Origin of the sequence: Streptomyces sp. NPDC048442, from assembly GCF_040651475.1 — a bacterium.
Taxonomy (GTDB): Bacteria; Actinomycetota; Actinomycetes; order Streptomycetales; family Streptomycetaceae; genus Streptomyces.
Genome location: NZ_JBEZKB010000032.1, coordinates 59836 through 76814 on the forward strand (window position 1 = coordinate 59836; position 16979 = coordinate 76814).

Sequence of the window (16979 nt, forward strand, 5' to 3'; positions counted from 1 at the left end):
CGGAGGCACCCGCTGTGACCACCCTTTCGAGGTCCTACACCCTCACCTTCGCCCAGTCCGCCCCCACCGGGGCAAGCCCTCCCCGCACCCTCACCGTGACCGTGGCAACTCCCGCCGCCCTGGCACAGGAAGTACACCGGCATGCCCGCGGCATGCTCGGCTCGCGCAGCGTCGATGTCCGCCTGGATCCCGGCACCCTGACCGGCACGGTCCTGCGTGCGCACGCACCCGTGGCGGACTTCGCCCTCACCCCGCTGGCCGCCCCCGTCAGCGCTCCTGGCCCGGAGCGGCGCACCGAGGCGGTTCTGCACGGTTACACCCTCGACGATCTCCACCATTTGTCCCGGCACGTCGTGCACTCCGACAGCTGGCACACCGCCGGCGACATCGAAGAACGCTACGACGCCGCCTGGTACGCCCTTGTGGAGTACCTGCTCGCCGCCGCCGAACCGCCCACCCGCCGCGATCTGTTCCAAGCTGGGCGGCGGGGCCGAGACGCGTCCATCCGCCAGGACCAGCAAGCCCACGGCTACAACCACCACCGCCCCGGCAACGGCACCCGGCCCCGCTTCGAGCAGTACTGGACCACGGCCGCCGCACACCGTCCCCCGCCCGAAGAGCGGATCATCGACCAGTACGCGCTGGCACAGATCTGGCCCAGGCTCACCCCGCGCCAGCAGCAGGCACTGACCGCACTCGCCGCGACCGGCGACTACCGGCAGAGCGCCGTCGCGCTCGGGGTCGCCCAGAGCACCTTCCACGTCCTTCTCTCCACCGCGCGCAAACGCTTCTTCGCCCTGTGGCACGAGGGTGAACAGCCCTCCCGCATGTGGGGCACCGACCGGCGGGTCGGCTCCCGCACCGCGACCGCCCCCGTGAAAACCACCCGGCGCCCGGCGACCCGCGCGGTCACCCGCCGCACCGGCCGCCCCCAGCAGGACCTCGTCCACGGTCGGCCGTCCACCTACACCAACCACGCCTGCCGGTGCGAGCCCTGCACGACAGCGATGAGTGCCGCCGCCCGGGACCGTAGCCGCGCCAACGGCGCCACGGCGCGCCGCCGGATCACCATCTCCCAGCTCGCCGACATCCGGCGCCGCCGCGAGAACGGCGAATCGGTCAAAGCAATCGCCTCCGAGCTGCGGTACAGCGACTCGTACCTGTACCGGCTGCTGGACGGCACCCTCAAGCCCGCTCAGGAGCCCGTATGAACCTGCCCCCGCGCACCCTTGAGGCACTGTCCGCCGAAGCGCCCGGAGACGACGGCCACCGCCAGATCATCCGCCTCGCCGTGAACACGGTCGCCGCCGCCCGCCACCTTCCCGAGCCCTGGCCCACCGACCTGCCCGGCGACAGCGCCGAACGGATCCGCAAGCTCCTGCACGACCTCGACGACATCCCGGCCTGGGGGGCAGCCGAACTCGGCCAGCTGCGCGAGCAGTTGCTCGCCTCCGAGCAGCGCAGCACCGCTGGGTCCTGGTACACCCCAGCCGCAGCCGCACGGCCACTGACCCGCGCCGCGCTGAGCGACATCACCGACCTGGACCTGGACGACGACCCCGCCGACGTTCTGGCCGTATCGGTACTCGACCCGGCGTGCGGAGGCGGGGTGTTCCTCGTCGAGGCCGCCCGTATCCTGGCCGCCGCCTACGTGAGCCTGCTCTACCGCACGCAGCACCCCGCACCGCTCACCGTCCAGGCGGTCATGGCCGAGGTGATGCGCTCCTGCATCCACGGCATCGACACCGATCCCGTAGCCGTTGACGTCGCCAAGTCCGCCTGCTGGCTGGAGGCCGGCGGCCACCCGCCGATCACCTGGCTCGACGACAACATCATCACCGGCAACGCCCTCCACGGCGATCAGCCCCCAGGGCTGCAGAGCCGCCTCAACTCCCCCCACCCACTGGCCATCCTGGGCAATCCCCCCTACAAGGACAAAGCCAAAGGCGCCGCGCCCTGGATCGAAGCGCGCCGCCCCAAGCGCCGGCAGACCCGGCCCCACGACGAACTCTGGCGCCCGAGCCTGGACGACTTCCGCACCCCGGGCCAGGGCCGCATCGAGTACGCCCTGTCCAACCTCTACGTGTACTTCTGGCGGTGGGCCCTGTGGCGGGCCTTCGAAACGCGCATGCACACCGCGACCGTTGCCTTCCTCTCCCCCGGTGCCTGGGTCACCAGCCCCGCCTTCGACGGCATGCGCGCCGCCATGCGACAGACCGCCGACCGCATCCTCGTCATCAATCTGACCCCGGAAGGGAAGGCACCGCCCGTCCCGACCCGGATCTTCCCCGGCGTCACCCTGCCGCTCTCCGCGGCCATAATCACCCGCTACGCAGGCCCACAGCCAGATAAGATCGCCGCCGCCCACTGCGCCACCGTGCACGGCACCCGCGAAGAGAAGTTCCAGCAGCTGCACGAGCTCCTGGGCAGCGGCCACGCGACTCCCGCACCAGCGGTCAACGAGTGAAACGCCCCGTGCAACCTCCAATCCGACGCCGACACACCCTCGCCAACCTGCCCCGCTGAGCCAGGCACAACGACGTCCGGTGGTGGACCCACCTGGGGCTTTCGCCTCCTGCGCAATCAGCGCAGTTGGCTGCGTCAACTGCGGGGCCCGGGGCAAAGCTGGGCGAACGTGGTGAGCCTGGAGGAGGCGGAGCGGGAGTACGCCGACGAACTGCTCCACCCCGACTACGACCCGGCCTGGTATGCACCCGCGCCCAGCCTCTCCCGGCCCGCGTCGCGCATGGCCAACGTCCGCCTGCGGAAGGGATAGACCGTGCACAACACAGCAGCCCGGCTGTCACCGTTCCGACCGCCCGTCGACCTGTCCGACTTGCCGAACTACGCCCATGCGCCCGGACGTCCCCGGTGCTCGGTCTTCATCGGCCGGGTCTCGACCAAGGACAACCAGAACCCCGCCACCTCCATCCCCCGTCAAGTCCTCTGCGCCTCCGCATGCCTGGAGGAAGGGGAAGAGTTCGCCGCATACTTCTGGGACGTGGAATCCGGCATGCTCCCTCCGGAACTGCGCGGACTCGGCCCACAGAAGATGTATGACTCGCTGGATGTCCCGACCCCCCGCACCGGCGGCCTCCAGGACCTCGTGGAGCGGTGCGAGGAGCTCGGCGTCACGCATGCGCTGTCTGAGAGCTCAGACCGGCTCGCACGGGCCATGCTCACCAGCCTGACGGTCGAACACGAACTGGAACGCCTGGGCGTCGACGTCGTGTACGCCAACGAGCCCACCGGCGGAACCGAGTCCGGCCGACTGCGCACACGGCGCTACGGCCAGGTCGAGGCGGAGATCTACCGGACCGCCCTCATGGAACGCTCCACGGACGGCCAGGTCCAGCACGCCATCAACGGATGGAACCACGGGTATCCGCCCTACCCCTACATCGCGGTGCTCGACGAGTCGGCTCCGCGCCACGAGGGCGGACGCTTCGGCCCGGCCCGCCCCAAGAAGAAGCTGGCGCCGCATCCGGATCCGCGACGATTCGACGCGGCCAGGGAGATGCACCGCCTGCGACGGGAGGAGCACCTTTCCACGCCGGACATCATGGCGGCCCTGGCGCAGGCCCCCGACCAGTATCCGATCAAGACGCAGTGGACGCACAACCTGGTCAACGGTCTCCTCGCCAACCCCAAGCTGACCGGGTATCAGGTCTTCAACCGCAAGGCCTCTCGCACGGGACGCCCCGGTCAGTCCGTGCTGAACCCGCTGTCGGAGTGGATCTGGTCCCCGCGGGAGACCCACGAACCGGTCATCACTGTTGAGCAGTGGAAAGCCGCGCAGCAGGCCACGGCGGAGCTCAAAGCAGGAGGAAGGTCACACGTCACCGTGCAGCGCCTGCAGGCCGCGGCAGCCCGGCGAGGGCTCACGGTCACCCCACTGCGCGAATGCGGCACCCACACGGTGTGTTTGATCGGGGAGCAGCAAGTCGTCGTGCCGCACCCCGTACCCGACGCGCTGATCCGGCAGATCATCAATCACGCGCGGAGGGCCTCGTGAAGAAGCCGAAGGCCATCGAGTGCCAGGCCACTCGCCACGACGGCGCCTGGGTGGCAGCCGTCTCACCGCATGGGGTCTATGGCCACGGCACCACTTTGCGCGCGCTGCACAACAACCTGTTTCAAGGGCTCGCCCTCATCGGCGTGAGCATCGAGATCGCGCTCATCCCCGTCAGCCCGGAACTGGAACGTCTGCGGAGCGCGGAAGCCGCCTACGAAGCAGCTCTCTCGGCTGCCGTGAAAGCCTTGGCCGCACGCGGAGGTACATCCCGCGACATCGCCGACGCAACGGGCGTGACCAGCACACGAGTGGCAGCCCTCCGCGGCAAGCGCAAGGCACGGCGTCCACCCCAGTAGATGCACAGCGAAGCCCCCCACCGCCGTAGCAGTGGGGACTGTTCTACTTCTTCGGACCGGGGTCGTCCTTGTCACTCTTCCCCTGTTTCAGCCAGGCCGCGAGGGCGTCGAAGCCTGCCGGGTCGAGACGGCCGCGACATTTGCCCCGCTTGCTGGACGGAGGGGCAACGATGAGCGCTTGGGCTGTGACGGTGTCTTCGAGTGTCGTTTCAAGGTGACTGCGGATGTGAGAAGCTGTCCCGCTTTTCCGCTGGCCGTTATTCGTCAGGACTCCGGCCTGCGCAGGACGACCACGGTCGCGTCGTCTCGGTAGAAGGCTCCCTCCTCGTCCTTCTCGCCCTGGGCCGCCGCGACGAGCGCCTCCGCCAGGGCCTGCGGGTCCTCCGGGTGGGCCCGGCAGAGCTCTTCGGCGGTCTCCAGGTCGACCTGGTCGGAGATGCCGTCGCTGACGAGCAGCACGAGCGGGACCTCCTCGGGAATTTCCAACTGGCGGCACGTCATCTCCGTCGCCTGCGCGAGCCCCAACCGGGCCCAGTTGTCCTGGTCCTCCGCGACGTCGAGGGGGACGAGCTCGACCGTCTTGCCGCCGTTCCACCTCAACCACTGCCCCATGGTCTGGTCCGTGCTCCACAGGGTCAGCGCCGTGCCGTCCCAGCCGTACGCCCGGCAGTCCCCGATCCAGTGGATGCTGGTGGGGCGGCCCGGCTCCATGGACGCGACGATCGCGGACATGTGCGGCGCCCGGTCGTACGCGTCGGCCATCCGCCGGGCGGTCATCAGGCCCACGAGCCCGCCCATCGCCATGCTCATGAGGGAGATCGCGGAAGGCGCGTGCCGGGCGAAGTCGACGACGTACGGGTGGTGGCCGGCCCCGTCGACGAGGGCCGCGCACACCCGGCCCTCCCGCCGGTGCACGTGGAGGCCGTCTGCGCACGGCGGCTCCGTTCCCGGCCGTTGAGCAGCTCCTACTGAAACGGCCTGGTCGATGCCCGCCATCTCGATGTTGGTCATGATGATGACTCCCTTCGTCGTGGGTAATTCGTACCCACACCCAGCTCTCGTGCGTGCCTGAACGGCGCCCACGTGAAGTTGAGCCAGGTCCGCACTGATGCGTCGGTGCGGACCTGGCGTCACGTTCTGAGGTGCCGCGAAGAAGCGGGACAGTTTCTGTGGGACGGCACCTGGCGCATGGTCTGGGCGCCGGCTCTGGTACCCCATCACTGCCGCCGACGGCCTCCTGGCACTCCACCGCGGTGAACCCGCACGCAACGCCGTCTCCCCGCGCAGCCGTTGCGGGCACCCGGCCACGCCAGAGTGACCGCTCTCCACCCCCTCATGTCCGAACACGTCAGAGGAGCACGATGACCACCGAGCCCACCGAGCCCACCGACCCCACTGCCCAGACCCGCCTCGAACTTCGGCTCCACGAGAAGTACGTGAACGCACTGCACGGCGCCAACAGCCCCGAGCTCGACGGAGCCAGCGCGGCAGCCCTCATCGAGGATCTCCCCCTCGACTCCCCTGCCGACTGGCCCCACATCGTCGTCCTCTGCGGCAGCACCCGCTTCTGGGCTGAAATGAGCGAAGTCAACGCCCGCGAGACGGACGCAGGCCACATCGTGCTGGCTCCTGGCTGCGATATGAAACGCCCTCGTGCCCTGTGGGGCACCCCCGAGCATGCGGAGGAACTCAAACCCAAGCTGGACTCGCTGCACCGTCAGAAGATCTTCTCGCTGACGAGGTCATCGTCGTGTCCCCCGGGGGATACGACGGGGAGTCGACTCGGGCTGAGATCGAATACGCAGAAACGCTCGGACGCCCTATTCGCTACATCCAGTCGTAACCACACGCAGAAGGCCCGCATCGTCGCTATGCACGCGACGGTGCGGGCCTTCTTGCGTTTCCGGGGAACCGGACCGTCCCGGCCAACAGCCCTGGGCAGGGGCGGTCTGTTTCCCGTTCCGGACACGCCCTGGCCGAGCCGGACAGGCGACCGGGGAGACGCACGCGTGGAGATGGGCACTCGGTCATCCAGGGTGCTAACGGCGTTAGCACTCACAGCAGCTAACGCCGAATCAACTTCAGATGTGCGAGTTGTTGCCATCTGAGGGATCCTCACGGCAGTAAGCTACCGTCATGTCATATCCTGTAGGAGGTGAGCGGGAGAAGCTCGTCTCCAAGCTGCCCGCTCCCCTCAAGCAAGCCCTCAAAGTCCGGGCAGCCCAGCTCGCCACCGACGTCCAAGACGCCGTCACAGCAGGAGTGATGAGCTGGCAAGCCCAAAACGCTCCGCTCCCCCACATCGAGACCGCCGGCGCGGAATCCTTCGGGACCTATCTACCCGAGGGGCTCTACGACTCATTCAAGGCCGACTGCAAGCACCGCGGTGTCTCGTACATTCAGGGACTTGCCCAGGCCGTAGCTCTGTGGCTCGTGGAGCACCCCACTCAGGCCCGAGAGTTCGTGCGCCGTCTCGTCTTCTGCAACCAAAAGGGCGGAGTCGGCAAGACCGCCGTGTCCGCCGGAACGGCACAGGCATTCGCCGAGTTGGGCCTCCGCGTGCTGCTGGTCGACTTCGACCCGCAAGGTCACCTCTCGCATCAGCTCGGCCTCAAGGCCATTCCTGCGGGCCAGGAAAGCCTGGTCACACACATGCTCAATCGCGCCGACACCAAACAACCTCTGATCGACCTGACCGTCCCCATAGAGGAGGAGCGTTTCGGCAACCGGCTCCGGGTGCTGCCTGCCGCCTTCGACGCCTTCTTGCTCGATTCCGGCCTCACCATGTTCCGTGGCCCCCGCCAAGCCGCACTTGAGCGCGCACTTGCCCCCCTCGAAGAGCACTTCGACGTGATCGTCATCGACTCACCCCCCAGCCTCGGGCTGGCCATGGATACGGCGCTCTTCTACGGACGTCAGCGTGACGGCGAGAAGCCCGGCAACTCGGGACTGGTCGTGCCTGTGGAAGCCGAGGACACCTCAGCACAGGCGTACGGGATGCTCATCAACCAAGTCAGCTCGCTCACCCAGGACTTCGACATCGAAGTGCAGCAGCTCGGACTGGTCGTCAACAAGTACGATTCCCGGCGCGGATACATCGCGACATCCTCACTAGAAAAGTGGAAAGCCCTCGGGACCCCACCAGTACTGGCAGTCATTCCTGATGTGAAGGAACAACGGGAAGCTGTCCGGCTGCAACGTCCCCTCCTGGCCTACGCTCCCGAAGGAATCCAGGCCCACGGCATGCGCGAAATCGTCAGGGGGCTGGCATGAGCAAGGCCGATGCCCTCGGGCAGTCCGCGACGTTTGCTGCCGTCGGACAACCCATCAGCAGCCGAGCTGCGTCCTTCGCCCGGTATGCGGGACACGCGGAGGATCCCGAGCCCAGCACCCCCGAGCCCTCCGCTCCATCGCCGCGGCTACCAATCGCCCAGCTTGCCCACAATCCGTTCAATCCACGTGAAGAACTCAAAGCGGTCGGCGACCTGGCAGACAGTCTCGCGGCACGGGGAGTCATCCAGCCGCTCACCCTTGTCTCCCGAGCAGCCTTTCTCGGCGCGCACCCTGGACACGAGGATGCACTGGGCGCCGCCACTCACGTCGTTGTCGATGGAAATCGCCGCCTCGCAGCCTCCGAGATCGCGGGCCTCGACGACGTCCCGGTCCACATCGACGACTCCCTCGCCGCAGATGCCGACACCCTCCTGGAGACCGCCCTCACAGCCGCGATCCAGCATGAAAGCCTCGACCCGCTGGAGGAGGCGAAGGTGCTGCAGCGTCTCGTCCAGGTTCACGGCTCCCAGCGTGCACTCGCTCGCGCACTCAGCAAGTCGAGCCCATGGGTCACTCAGCGCCTGGCACTTCTGAAACTCACCCCAGAACTTCAGCAGGCAGTGGAAGACAAGAGCCTTCCGGTGGAGGTCGCCCGCAACGTCGGCCAGTTGCCAGCACGTCAGCAGCAGAGCGCCGCCGCGGAAGCCCTCGCAGCTCGGGCTGAACGCAAGCCGCGCCGCCGAGCTCGGGGTGCTAACGCCGTTAGCACCCCGAGCCCAAACTCTGCTCCTGCGACAGGTGCTAACGGCGTTAGCACCCCAGCACCCGTTTTGAACTCCGCCCCGGAGCCCGCCTCAGAAAGCGGGGGAGCGGCCGTCACCACGGACCCCAGCCCAAGCACTCCGGCGGTTGCCGTGCCCGAACCGAGGGTGACCGCAGCGCCGTCGGCGGACCCGCTCGGCAAGGCGCCCTGGCACAACGGGGCCGCGCTCATGGATATCGCCTTCGACAACCTAGATCCCGTACAGCGGAGTGCGTTCATCTTGCAGTACTTCCGGCGCATGAGTGGAGTCGACGCTGTCGTTGCCGATATGCGCGGCAATGTCGACCCGAAGGCCCGTGAGGCACTTGCCGGCATCCTTCAGCAAGTTGCGGCGGGACTCCTTTCCGACGCATAGCACCCATGCTGGCTCCCTGCCCTTCCAACGAGCGCAGGGAGCCGACATGCGCCCAGGCCCTTGATCGCCCGAACACCCAGGTACCGCCTGTTGGGCGGCAACCATGGCGTCGAGGACGTCGTGGGCCGCCACATGCTGCCCCCCGTTACCGTTTTCGTGGCTCCGCCATGGGGTTACCGGCCTTCGGGTCCGGCATGACTTCCCCCCTTGTTGCGGTTGATGATCCGGGGGGGGTGGTGTCACCGGGCCTGGAGGCATCGACAGAGCGACCAACTCGCCGTCGCCGAGCTCAAAGGACTCACACAAGAGGCCGCCACGATCACCTCCACGCTCGCCCAGAACCTGCACGAGACAAGGGAGTAGGCCGCCCCAGCCCTGCCCCAGATTCCTTCGACACTGAGTGCCCCGAGTCCGACGGACCAGGCGGCTCACCCGTCAGCCGACCCGCCGGGCAGCCTGTTGCGAAACACACGCAGAAGAGCGTCCTACCGCCCGGCAGGTCCTCCACCCTTCTCCAGTCCATGGGCGTGAAGACAGGGTGCACGCATGCAGAGCCGCCTAATCCCGGCACCAAATGCGGCACCACGCTGGAGGAAGCGGTGCGCGAGGGCGTCCGTACGGCGGTGCCCTCCTGCCCCTACCCCGCTCTGACCGAGGCGGACGTTCGCGTCTTATGACGCTCAGGTGAAAGAGGTCTCTCCCGGCACTGAAGTGGCGGGGAGAGACCGTCTCGCGCCACGACCAACGCCCCGGCTCCGAGCGTCATGGCGTCGCGGTCGTAGCAGTTCATGGGCGCTGCTCCGGATGATGCCGGGAGCTGTTGGCTCCGAGTCGGCATACCCCGAGAACAGTTCCGTCAGGTTCTGCCCGACCACCTCGCCGTCCAGCCGCAAGGACGGTCGGCGGCCCAGTGGTCGCGGCGACGGGCAATGTCAGATCCTCGGGCATCAGCAGGGAGGACTTTGAGGACAGTGAAGCGTCCACGCGCCGATGCGCGGGTTCGGGCCTAGGGTGGATTTCCCGGACGCTGGAGGACCGATGCCCCGACCTGTGTGGAGCGGAGCGGTGAGTTTCGGCCTGGTCACCATCCCGATCAAGGTGCTCCCGGCTACGGAGAACCACAGCATCAGCTTTCACCAGTACCACCTGGAGGACATGGGGCGGATCCGCTACCAGAAGGTCTGCGACCTGGACGGTGAGGTCCTTGCCGCCGGCGAGATCGGGCGCGGGTACGAGGTTTCCAAAGACACCATCGTCGAAGTCACCGACGAGGAGCTCGACAACGTTCCGCTGCCGACCGCGAAGGCGATCGAGATCGTCGCCTTCGTGCCTGCCGAGTCCATCGACCCCGTACGGATCGGGGACAGTTACTACTTGTCCGCCGACGGTGCCGTGGCGGCGAAGCCGTACGTTCTCCTGCGCAAGGCGTTGGAGCGCAGTGCGAAAGTCGCCGTCGCGAAGTTCGCCTGGCACGGGAGGGAGCGGCTGGGCCTGCTGCGGGTCCTGGACGAGGCACTGGTCCTGCACGCGATGAAGTGGCCGGACGAGATCAGGTCTTCCGGCGAGCTCGCTCCGCGTGCGGTCGAGCTCGATGACGCGGAGGTCGACGCGGCGATCTTGCTGATGGAGGAGATGACCACCGACGATGACGGGCTGGAGGGCTATCGCGACCACTACCGCGAAGCGCTCGAAGATCTCCTCGCCGCGAAAGCTGAAGGGCACCGCCCAAGGCTGGTGGACACGCAGGAGAAGCCCGAGGAGACGGTCGTGGACCTGATGGCCGCGCTCCAGCAGTCCGTGGAATCGGCCCGAGCCTCGCGCGGGGAGGGCGGCGGGGGAGACGAGGACGCCAGCGTGCACGACCTCTCTGATCATGCCCAGAAGAAGGCGGCCCGCGCGAAGAAGGCGTCGGTGAAGAAGGCGGCCACCACCGGGAAGAAGGCTCCGGCGAAGAAGCGTGCCCGCACGTCGAGCGCCTGACCGCCAGCGAACCAGCGCGGGCTGGGCTTCGGGCTGGTCGGGGACCGGCTCTGCTGCTGGTGCCTTTGATCACGGTGGGCGTGGTGGCGCCGCGACGGGTCGCGTGTGGTCAGAGGGCGCGCAGGACGGCGGTGACCTTGCCGAGGAGGGTGGCCTCGCCACCCCAGAGGGGCGGGTAGGCGTCGTTCTCCGGCAGTAGCCAGATGTCGTCACCGTCGCGCTTGAGGCGTTTCACCGTGGCTTCGCCGTCGATCATCGCTGCGACGATGTCCCCGTTCTGTGCCTCGCACTGGGCGCGGACGACCACCCGGTCGCCGTCTGCGATGTGGGCGTTGATCATGGACTCGCCGACGACGGTGAGCATGAATACCTCGCCTTCCCCGACCAGTTGGCGGGCGAGGGGGAAAATGTCGTCGATGCTCTGCTCGGCCAGAATGGGTGTGCCGGCGGCGATGCGTCCGACGAGCGGTACGTATGCGGTGCGAGGTTCGGCGGGCCGCAGACCGGTGGGGGAGGCGTCGTCCGGGTGCTCGTCGCGGACGCGGTAGGCGCGGGGGGCGCTGCGGGTCGCGTACCAGCCAGCCCTTCTTTTCGAGGGCTTTGAGCTGGTGGGCGGTGGAGGACGTCGAGGCGAGCCCGACAGCCTGGCCGATCTCCCGCATGGACGGCGGGTAGCCGCGCTCGCTCACTGAGGAGCGGATCGCGGCGACGATCGCGGTCTGCCGGTCGGTGAGCCCGTCGGCGCGGACACGGATACCTGCGGGCCGTCCGGGCCCGGCGGTGGGCGGCACGTGCATGAATCTCCCCGTTTGTGATCTTCCGGTCCGGTGACCGTACCCCGACACCCCACTACATGGGAACGCGCATTCTATTTTTCACCCCCGCACCCCTTGTGGCACACGGGTTCCTGGCGCCCGGATGACGCTCGCCCCGGCCTTCGGCTGAGCCGCGACGGGCGCCGGACGGTACAGTCGCACATGCGTTCGATACTTGGGTCGGGCGGCACGAGCCGAACGGAGGGGTGGAGATGGGCGGCAGGTCATGGCCGGTTTTACCGCGCATCTGCATGTCGCCTCCGGGTTCTCCGCCCGCTACGGTGCCGCGCACCCCGAGGCCCTGGTCCGGGCGGCCGCCGACCGCGGCATGGGGACCCTGGCGCTGACCGACCGGGACACCGTCACCGGCACGGTGCGCTTCGCGAAGGCCGCCGCCACAGCAGGGATCCGCCCGCTGTTCGGCGTCGACGCCGCCGTCGAACCCCACACACCGGCAACCCCCGCACCCCAGCCCCGCCGCCGGGCCCCGGTCCGCGGCGGCGCCCACGTCCCCGAGGCCCCGCTGCGGATCACCCTCCTTGCCCAGAACAAGGCCGGGTGGGCGCGGCTGTGCCGCCTGGTCTCCGCCGCACACGCCGTAGCGGCGGGCCCACCGGTGGTCACACGCGAGGCATTCGCCCTGCACGGCACTGACGGTCTGGTGGCGCTGCTGGGCCCGGCCTCCGAGCCGGTCCGCGCCCTGGCCGCCGGGCGCCCGGACCGCGCGGAACAACTCCTCGCCCCGTGGCGGGGCCTATTCGGGTCCCGCCTGCGGTTGGAAGTGCTGTCGTACGGCACCGAGGGCACGGCTCCCGGCTCGGTGCGCCTGGCAGCCCGCACCCTCCAGCTCGCCGACCAGCTCCGCATTCCCGCGGTGCTGACCAATGCCGTCCGCTACGCCGATCCCGCCCAGCACCGGCTCGCCGACGTCCTGGACGCCGCACGCCTGCTGCGGCCGATCGAGCGGCGCCGCCTGGATCCGGGGGAGCGGTGGCTCAAGGGGCCCGCCGACATGGCCCAGATGGCCGACCGGATCGTGCGTGCCGCGGGTGAGGGACCCGAGCGGGCGGTACGCCTGCTCGCGGAGACCGCCGCGACCGCGGACAGCTGCGTCCTCGACCCGGCCGCCGACCTGGGGCTGGGCCGCCCGCACTTCCCCGAACCTGCAGCCGTCGGCGCCGGCCCCGGGGCGGGCGAGGCCGCCGCTTTGCTTCGCGAGCGCGCCGAGGCCGGACTCGCCCGCCGCGGCCTCCACCGGGTTCCGGCCGCAGTCGAGCGGCTAGAGGAGGAGCTGCGGGTGATCACGAAACTGGGCTTCGAGGCCTACTTCCTGGCCGTGGCCCAAGTCGTCGCGGACGTGCGGGAGATGGGGATCCGGGTCGCCGCGCGCGGCTCCGGCGCGGGGTCGATGGTCAACCACGCCCTGCACATTGCGACCGCCAACCCGCTGGAGCACCGCCTGCTGTTCGAACGCTTCCTGTCCGAGCGGCGCACGTCGCTGCCCGACATCGACATCGACGTGGAGTCCGCTCGCCGGCTGGAGGTCTACGACCGCATCTTCGAGCGCTTCGGCCGCACGCGGGTTGCGGTGACCGGCATGCCCGAGACCTACCGCGCGAGGCATGCCCTGCGTGACACCGGCCTCGCCCTCGGGATTGCCCCGCAGCAGGTCGACAAGATCGCCAAGGCGTTCCCGCACATCCGGGCCTGCGACATCACCAGCGCCCTGGCCGAACTCCCCGAACTGCGCCAGCTCCAGGAGGAAGCAGAGACGGGCCGGTTCGGCCCGCTCTTCGAGCTCGCGGAGGGCCTGGACAAGCTGCCGCGCGGGATGGCCATGCACCCGTGCGGCGTCATCATCACCGACGCGACCCTGCTGGACCGGCTGCCGGTGCAGCCCACCCCGGGCGGCCAGTACCCGATGGTCCAGGCCGACAAGCACGACGTCGAAGACCTCGGTCTCATCAAACTCGACGTCCTCGGCGTGCGGATGCAGTCCAGCATGGCGCACGCCGTCGACGAAATCGCCCGCACCACCGGCCACCCCCGCATCGACCTCGACGACCCCACCCAGGTTCCGCTCGACGACTTCTTCGCGTTCAAGACGATCCAGAACAGCGACACGATCGGCATGTTCCAGCTCGAATCCCCGGGCCAGCAGGACCTGCTGGGACGGTTGCAACCCCGTGATCCGCAGGACGTCATCGCCGACATCTCCCTGTTCCGTCCCGGCCCGGTGTCCGGCGGCATGCCCGCCGCCTACATCGCCGCCCGGCACGGCGCCGCGCCCCGCTTCCCGCACCCCGACCTCGAACCCGTCCTCGCCGACACCTATGGCGTGACGATCTGGCACGAACAGATCATCGACATGTTCGCCGTCCTCACCGGATGCGACCGCGCCATGGGCGAAGTCGCCCGCCGCGCACTCTCCGACAAGGCCCGCCTCCCGTATGTCCGCGCCTGGTTCCTCCGCCAGGCCGGGGCCCGCGGCTATGCCCGCGAGGTGCTGGAGGAGATCTGGTCGGTCATCGAGGGGTTCGGCGCGTACGGGTTTTGCAGGGCGCACGCGGTCGCCTTCGCCGTGCCCGCCCTGCAGTCCGCCTGGCTCAAGGCCCACCACCCGGCCGCCCTGTATGCCGGGCTGCTGGAGCATGACCCGGGAATGTGGCCGATGCGCGTGATCATCTCCGATGCCCGCCGGCACGGGGTGCCGATCCTGTCGGTCGACATCAACCGCTCCCACACCGCCCACCGGATGGAGCAGACCGGCGACGGCACCTGGGGAGTGCGGATGTCGCTCTCCTCGGTCAAGGGCATCAGCGAGGACGACGCCCACCGGATCGTGGCCGGGCAGCCGTACACCGGGCTCCCGGATCTCTGGGAGCGGGCCCGCCCGTCCCGCCCCACCACCGAGCGCCTCGTGGAGATCGGCGCCCTGAACGCAGTGCGCGGCACCCAGAGCCGCCGCGACCTGCTCCTCCAGGTCCACGAGCTCCACCAGTACACCCGCACCCGGCAGAGCGACGGGCAGCTCCCGCTCGACGGCCTCACCACCAGCACCGACCCGTCGGGGCTCCCGGAGATGACCGCCCGCGAAGCCCTCGGCGCCGAACTCGAGGTCCTCAAGGCCGATGTCACACAGCACCTGATGGACCACCACCACCGGATGCTGCGCGAAGTCGGCGCCACCGACGCCGCGCACCTCAAGACACTGCGTGCCGGGCAGCAGGTCTTGGTCGCCGGGGTCCGCGCCTCCACCCAGACCCCGCCGATCGCCTCCGGAAAGCGCATCATCTTCGTCACCCTCGAAGACGGAGCCGGACTCGTCGACATCGCCTTCTTCGAGGACTCCCACGACGCCTGCGCCCACACCGTCTTCCACTCCGGCCTCCTCCTCGTACGCGGCACGGTTGAAGAACGCGGACCGCGCCGCACGGTGGTGGGCTCGATGGTCTGGGACCTCGACGCCCTCGCCGACGCCCGCCGCGACGGCGGCCCCGAAGCCGTCCTGCGCCTCCTCGGCCGCACCACTACCAGCGCCACCCCCGCACAGCCGCACCGCACCCTGCCCGCTGGCACCGCCGGCGCCCGCCTCCACCCCTGGGCCGACCTCCAGCCCGCGGGCACCCGCTCCGCCGACCTCACCGCCTACGGCCACCGCAGCCCCGGGAGCGCAGGATGACCACCCCCACCACCGCCGTACGCGAACGCCACGTGATTCGCGTGCACTTCCACCTGCCCCATGAGGACCCCGACCTGTACGAACAGCTCCTCGATGTCCTCACCACGGTCACCCCGCTCGTCCAGCGCCTTCCGCCGATGGCCGCCGACCTCGATGTCACCGGCTCCCTGCGCCTGTTCGACTGCGACACCACAGCCCTCGGCCGCCTGCTCCAGATCCGGATCATGGCCCTGCACGGCATCGCCACCAGCATCGGCGCCGCACCCAACCGCATGCTCGCCACGATGGCCGCCGACACCACTCCGCCCGGCGGCCTCACCACCATCCCCGACACACCCGAGGACATCGCCAGGTTCCTGCACCCCCGCCCCACCGCCACGCTTCCGGGCGTCGGGCCCGCGACCGCCCGCACCCTCACCAAACACGGCCTGCACACCATCGGATCCCTCGCCGCAACCCCGCTCCTCACCCTCCAACGCCTGCTGGGCACCGCCCTGGGACGCCAGCTCCACGACCGCGCCCACGGCGCCGACCCGCGCCCCGTCACCCCGCACGCTCCCGCCCTGTCCACCAGCACCACCCACGAGTTCGCCCGGGACGAACTCGACCCCACCACCCACCGGGCCGCCCTCCTGGCCCTGGCCGAAGAGCTCGGACTGCGCCTGCGCACCGGCGACCAGATCACCCGCACCGTGACCCTGACCGTCCGCTACGCCGACCGCACCACCACCACCCGCAGCCGCACCCTGCCCGAAGCCACCCAGCACTCCGCCACCCTGGCCACCACCGCCCACACCCTCTATGCCGCCCTCAGCCTCCAAAGGGCCCGCGTCCGCGCCCTCACCCTGCGCGCCGACACCCTCCAACCCGCGGAGCAAGCGGTGCAGCAGCTCACCTTCGACCCGGCCGACGACAAAAGCCGCCGTATCGAAGCCGCCGCCGACCGCGCCCGCGCCCGATTCGGCCCCACCGCCGTCAAACCCGCCACCCTCGCTACTCCACCCACCGGACGCCTCCCCGCCTCCGCGCGCGAGCGCGCCGCGGCCGCCGCACGAGGGCAGCGCAGGACGGGCGAGCAGGGCCCGATGTCAGTGGCGCCGCTTACCGTCCCCAGAACACCGACCAGCAGACCGAACCCCTTCAGGGACAGGAGTAGTGGACATGGGTGACATCAGCATCGAGAGGCAGGCCCTGCCCCGGCTGCTCGCCGACCACACCCACCAGGGCACGTGCTACCAGCAGGCTTTCAACACGCTTGCCGCCACCCACCGGGGACGGCCTGCCACCGCCATCGTGCCGCTGCTGCGCCAAGCTGCCGACGAGGCCCTGCTCGGCTTCAGCACCGCCGACCTCCACGAGCAGGCCTACGCCATCAGTACGGGCGCCCCCTACCAGCTGCGGATCACCCTGACATGACGAGTCCGGCCCGCAGCGCTGCCCGCCCGATGCCCGGGGAAGCAGGCGTGACCTTCCATGCGCGTCTGCAGTTCCGCCGTGGGGGGCCGGTGATCGAGGGGTTCTGGGAGAACCCGGACACCGCCGGCCGAAAGTACCGCCAGTGGGTGGGGCTGTATGCCGCGGCGGGGCCCCTCATCGCCCTGGTGGAACAGCACGAGGACGGACACGAAGTCGTGCTCCAGTCTTGGCCCCCATCGCCGTGACGTTGAGCGTGGTGCTGGC

12 protein-coding genes and 3 pseudogenes are annotated in these 16979 nt (G+C 69.4%); 13 read left to right on the forward strand and 2 right to left on the reverse strand.

The genetic code is table 11. The features are described from left to right. Positions 1 to 14 precede the first annotated feature (14 nt). The 5 genes from AB0D18_RS34525 (at position 15) to AB0D18_RS34545 (ending at position 4371) form a co-directional block, all read left to right on the forward strand. On the forward strand, positions 15 to 1211 hold the full coding sequence (locus tag AB0D18_RS34525; RefSeq protein ID WP_362427875.1) for a hypothetical protein: 1197 nt from the start codon (positions 15 to 17) through the stop codon (positions 1209 to 1211). Next, positions 1208 to 2467: an N-6 DNA methylase gene (locus AB0D18_RS34530; RefSeq protein ID WP_362427878.1), complete on the forward strand. Its 1260-nt coding sequence runs from the start codon at positions 1208 to 1210 to the stop codon at positions 2465 to 2467. Before AB0D18_RS34525 ends, AB0D18_RS34530 begins: the two co-directional genes overlap by 4 nt. A 168-nt stretch (positions 2468 to 2635) precedes the next feature. After that, the gene (locus tag AB0D18_RS34535; RefSeq protein WP_362427881.1) at positions 2636 to 2776 is read left to right on the forward strand and encodes a hypothetical protein; all 141 of its coding nucleotides are present in this window, start codon (positions 2636 to 2638) and stop codon (positions 2774 to 2776) included. 3 nt (positions 2777 to 2779) lie between these two features. After that, entirely contained in the window at positions 2780 to 4015 is a 1236-nt protein-coding gene (locus AB0D18_RS34540) for a recombinase family protein (RefSeq protein WP_362427883.1), read from the forward strand. Next, positions 4012 to 4371, forward strand: a complete 360-nt coding sequence (locus AB0D18_RS34545; protein WP_362427886.1) for a hypothetical protein — start codon at positions 4012 to 4014, stop codon at positions 4369 to 4371. The genes AB0D18_RS34540 and AB0D18_RS34545 overlap by 4 nt, the downstream gene beginning before the upstream one ends. A 264-nt stretch (positions 4372 to 4635) precedes the next feature. Here the strand turns inward: AB0D18_RS34545 and AB0D18_RS34550 are convergent, their stop codons facing one another. Further along, positions 4636 to 5382, reverse strand: coding sequence for a SpoIIE family protein phosphatase (locus tag AB0D18_RS34550; RefSeq protein WP_362427889.1), 747 nt, complete (start codon positions 5380 to 5382; stop codon positions 4636 to 4638). A 566-nt stretch (positions 5383 to 5948) separates the two neighbouring features. Here AB0D18_RS34550 and AB0D18_RS34555 point away from each other — a divergent pair. From AB0D18_RS34555 to AB0D18_RS34575, 5 genes and pseudogenes are all read left to right on the forward strand, one after another. Continuing rightward, a pseudogene (locus tag AB0D18_RS34555) lies at positions 5949 to 6214 on the forward strand (hypothetical protein). A 293-nt stretch (positions 6215 to 6507) separates the two neighbouring features. After that, entirely contained in the window at positions 6508 to 7644 is a 1137-nt protein-coding gene (locus tag AB0D18_RS34560) for a ParA family protein (RefSeq protein ID WP_362427891.1), read from the forward strand. Further along, a pseudogene (locus AB0D18_RS34565) lies at positions 7641 to 8288 on the forward strand (ParB/RepB/Spo0J family partition protein); the annotation flags it as partial. The gene AB0D18_RS34560 and the pseudogene AB0D18_RS34565, both read left to right, overlap by 4 nt. A 285-nt stretch (positions 8289 to 8573) precedes the next feature. Further along, positions 8574 to 8822, forward strand: coding sequence for a hypothetical protein (locus AB0D18_RS34570; protein WP_362427986.1), 249 nt, complete (start codon positions 8574 to 8576; stop codon positions 8820 to 8822). A gap of 1038 nt (positions 8823 to 9860) precedes the next feature. Further along, entirely contained in the window at positions 9861 to 10802 is a 942-nt protein-coding gene (locus tag AB0D18_RS34575) for a Ku protein (RefSeq protein ID WP_362427894.1), read from the forward strand. A 109-nt stretch (positions 10803 to 10911) separates the two neighbouring features. On the opposite strand, the pseudogene lexA reads toward AB0D18_RS34575, so the two are convergent. Beyond that, a pseudogene (gene lexA / locus AB0D18_RS34580) lies at positions 10912 to 11599 on the reverse strand (transcriptional repressor LexA). 244 nt (positions 11600 to 11843) lie between these two features. Here lexA and dnaE point away from each other — a divergent pair. From dnaE to AB0D18_RS34595, 3 genes are read left to right on the forward strand one after another with little or no spacing between them, the layout of a single operon-like run. Next, positions 11844 to 15299, forward strand: coding sequence for a DNA polymerase III subunit alpha (dnaE, locus tag AB0D18_RS34585; protein WP_362427897.1), 3456 nt, complete (start codon positions 11844 to 11846; stop codon positions 15297 to 15299). Then, the gene (locus tag AB0D18_RS34590; protein ID WP_362427900.1) at positions 15296 to 16468 is read left to right on the forward strand and encodes a hypothetical protein; all 1173 of its coding nucleotides are present in this window, start codon (positions 15296 to 15298) and stop codon (positions 16466 to 16468) included. Before dnaE ends, AB0D18_RS34590 begins: the two co-directional genes overlap by 4 nt. Beyond that, positions 16461 to 16715, forward strand: coding sequence for a hypothetical protein (locus AB0D18_RS34595; RefSeq protein WP_362427902.1), 255 nt, complete (start codon positions 16461 to 16463; stop codon positions 16713 to 16715). Before AB0D18_RS34590 ends, AB0D18_RS34595 begins: the two co-directional genes overlap by 8 nt. Positions 16716 to 16979: the final 264 nt, after the last annotated feature.

What these genes read in the sequence shown, in the direction of transcription:
- AB0D18_RS34550 (WP_362427889.1), bottom strand. Translation starts at nt 5,382, where the DNA reads ATGACCAACATCGAGATGGCGGGCATCGACCAGGCCGTTTCAGTAGGA.
- AB0D18_RS34595 (WP_362427902.1), top strand. Translation starts at nt 16,461, where the DNA reads ATGGGTGACATCAGCATCGAGAGGCAGGCCCTGCCCCGGCTGCTCGCC.
- AB0D18_RS34530 (WP_362427878.1), top strand. Translation starts at nt 1,208, where the DNA reads ATGAACCTGCCCCCGCGCACCCTTGAGGCACTGTCCGCCGAAGCGCCC.
- dnaE (WP_362427897.1), top strand. Translation starts at nt 11,844, where the DNA reads ATGGCCGGTTTTACCGCGCATCTGCATGTCGCCTCCGGGTTCTCCGCC.
- AB0D18_RS34590 (WP_362427900.1), top strand. Translation starts at nt 15,296, where the DNA reads ATGACCACCCCCACCACCGCCGTACGCGAACGCCACGTGATTCGCGTG.
- AB0D18_RS34575 (WP_362427894.1), top strand. Translation starts at nt 9,861, where the DNA reads ATGCCCCGACCTGTGTGGAGCGGAGCGGTGAGTTTCGGCCTGGTCACC.
- AB0D18_RS34560 (WP_362427891.1), top strand. Translation starts at nt 6,508, where the DNA reads ATGTCATATCCTGTAGGAGGTGAGCGGGAGAAGCTCGTCTCCAAGCTG.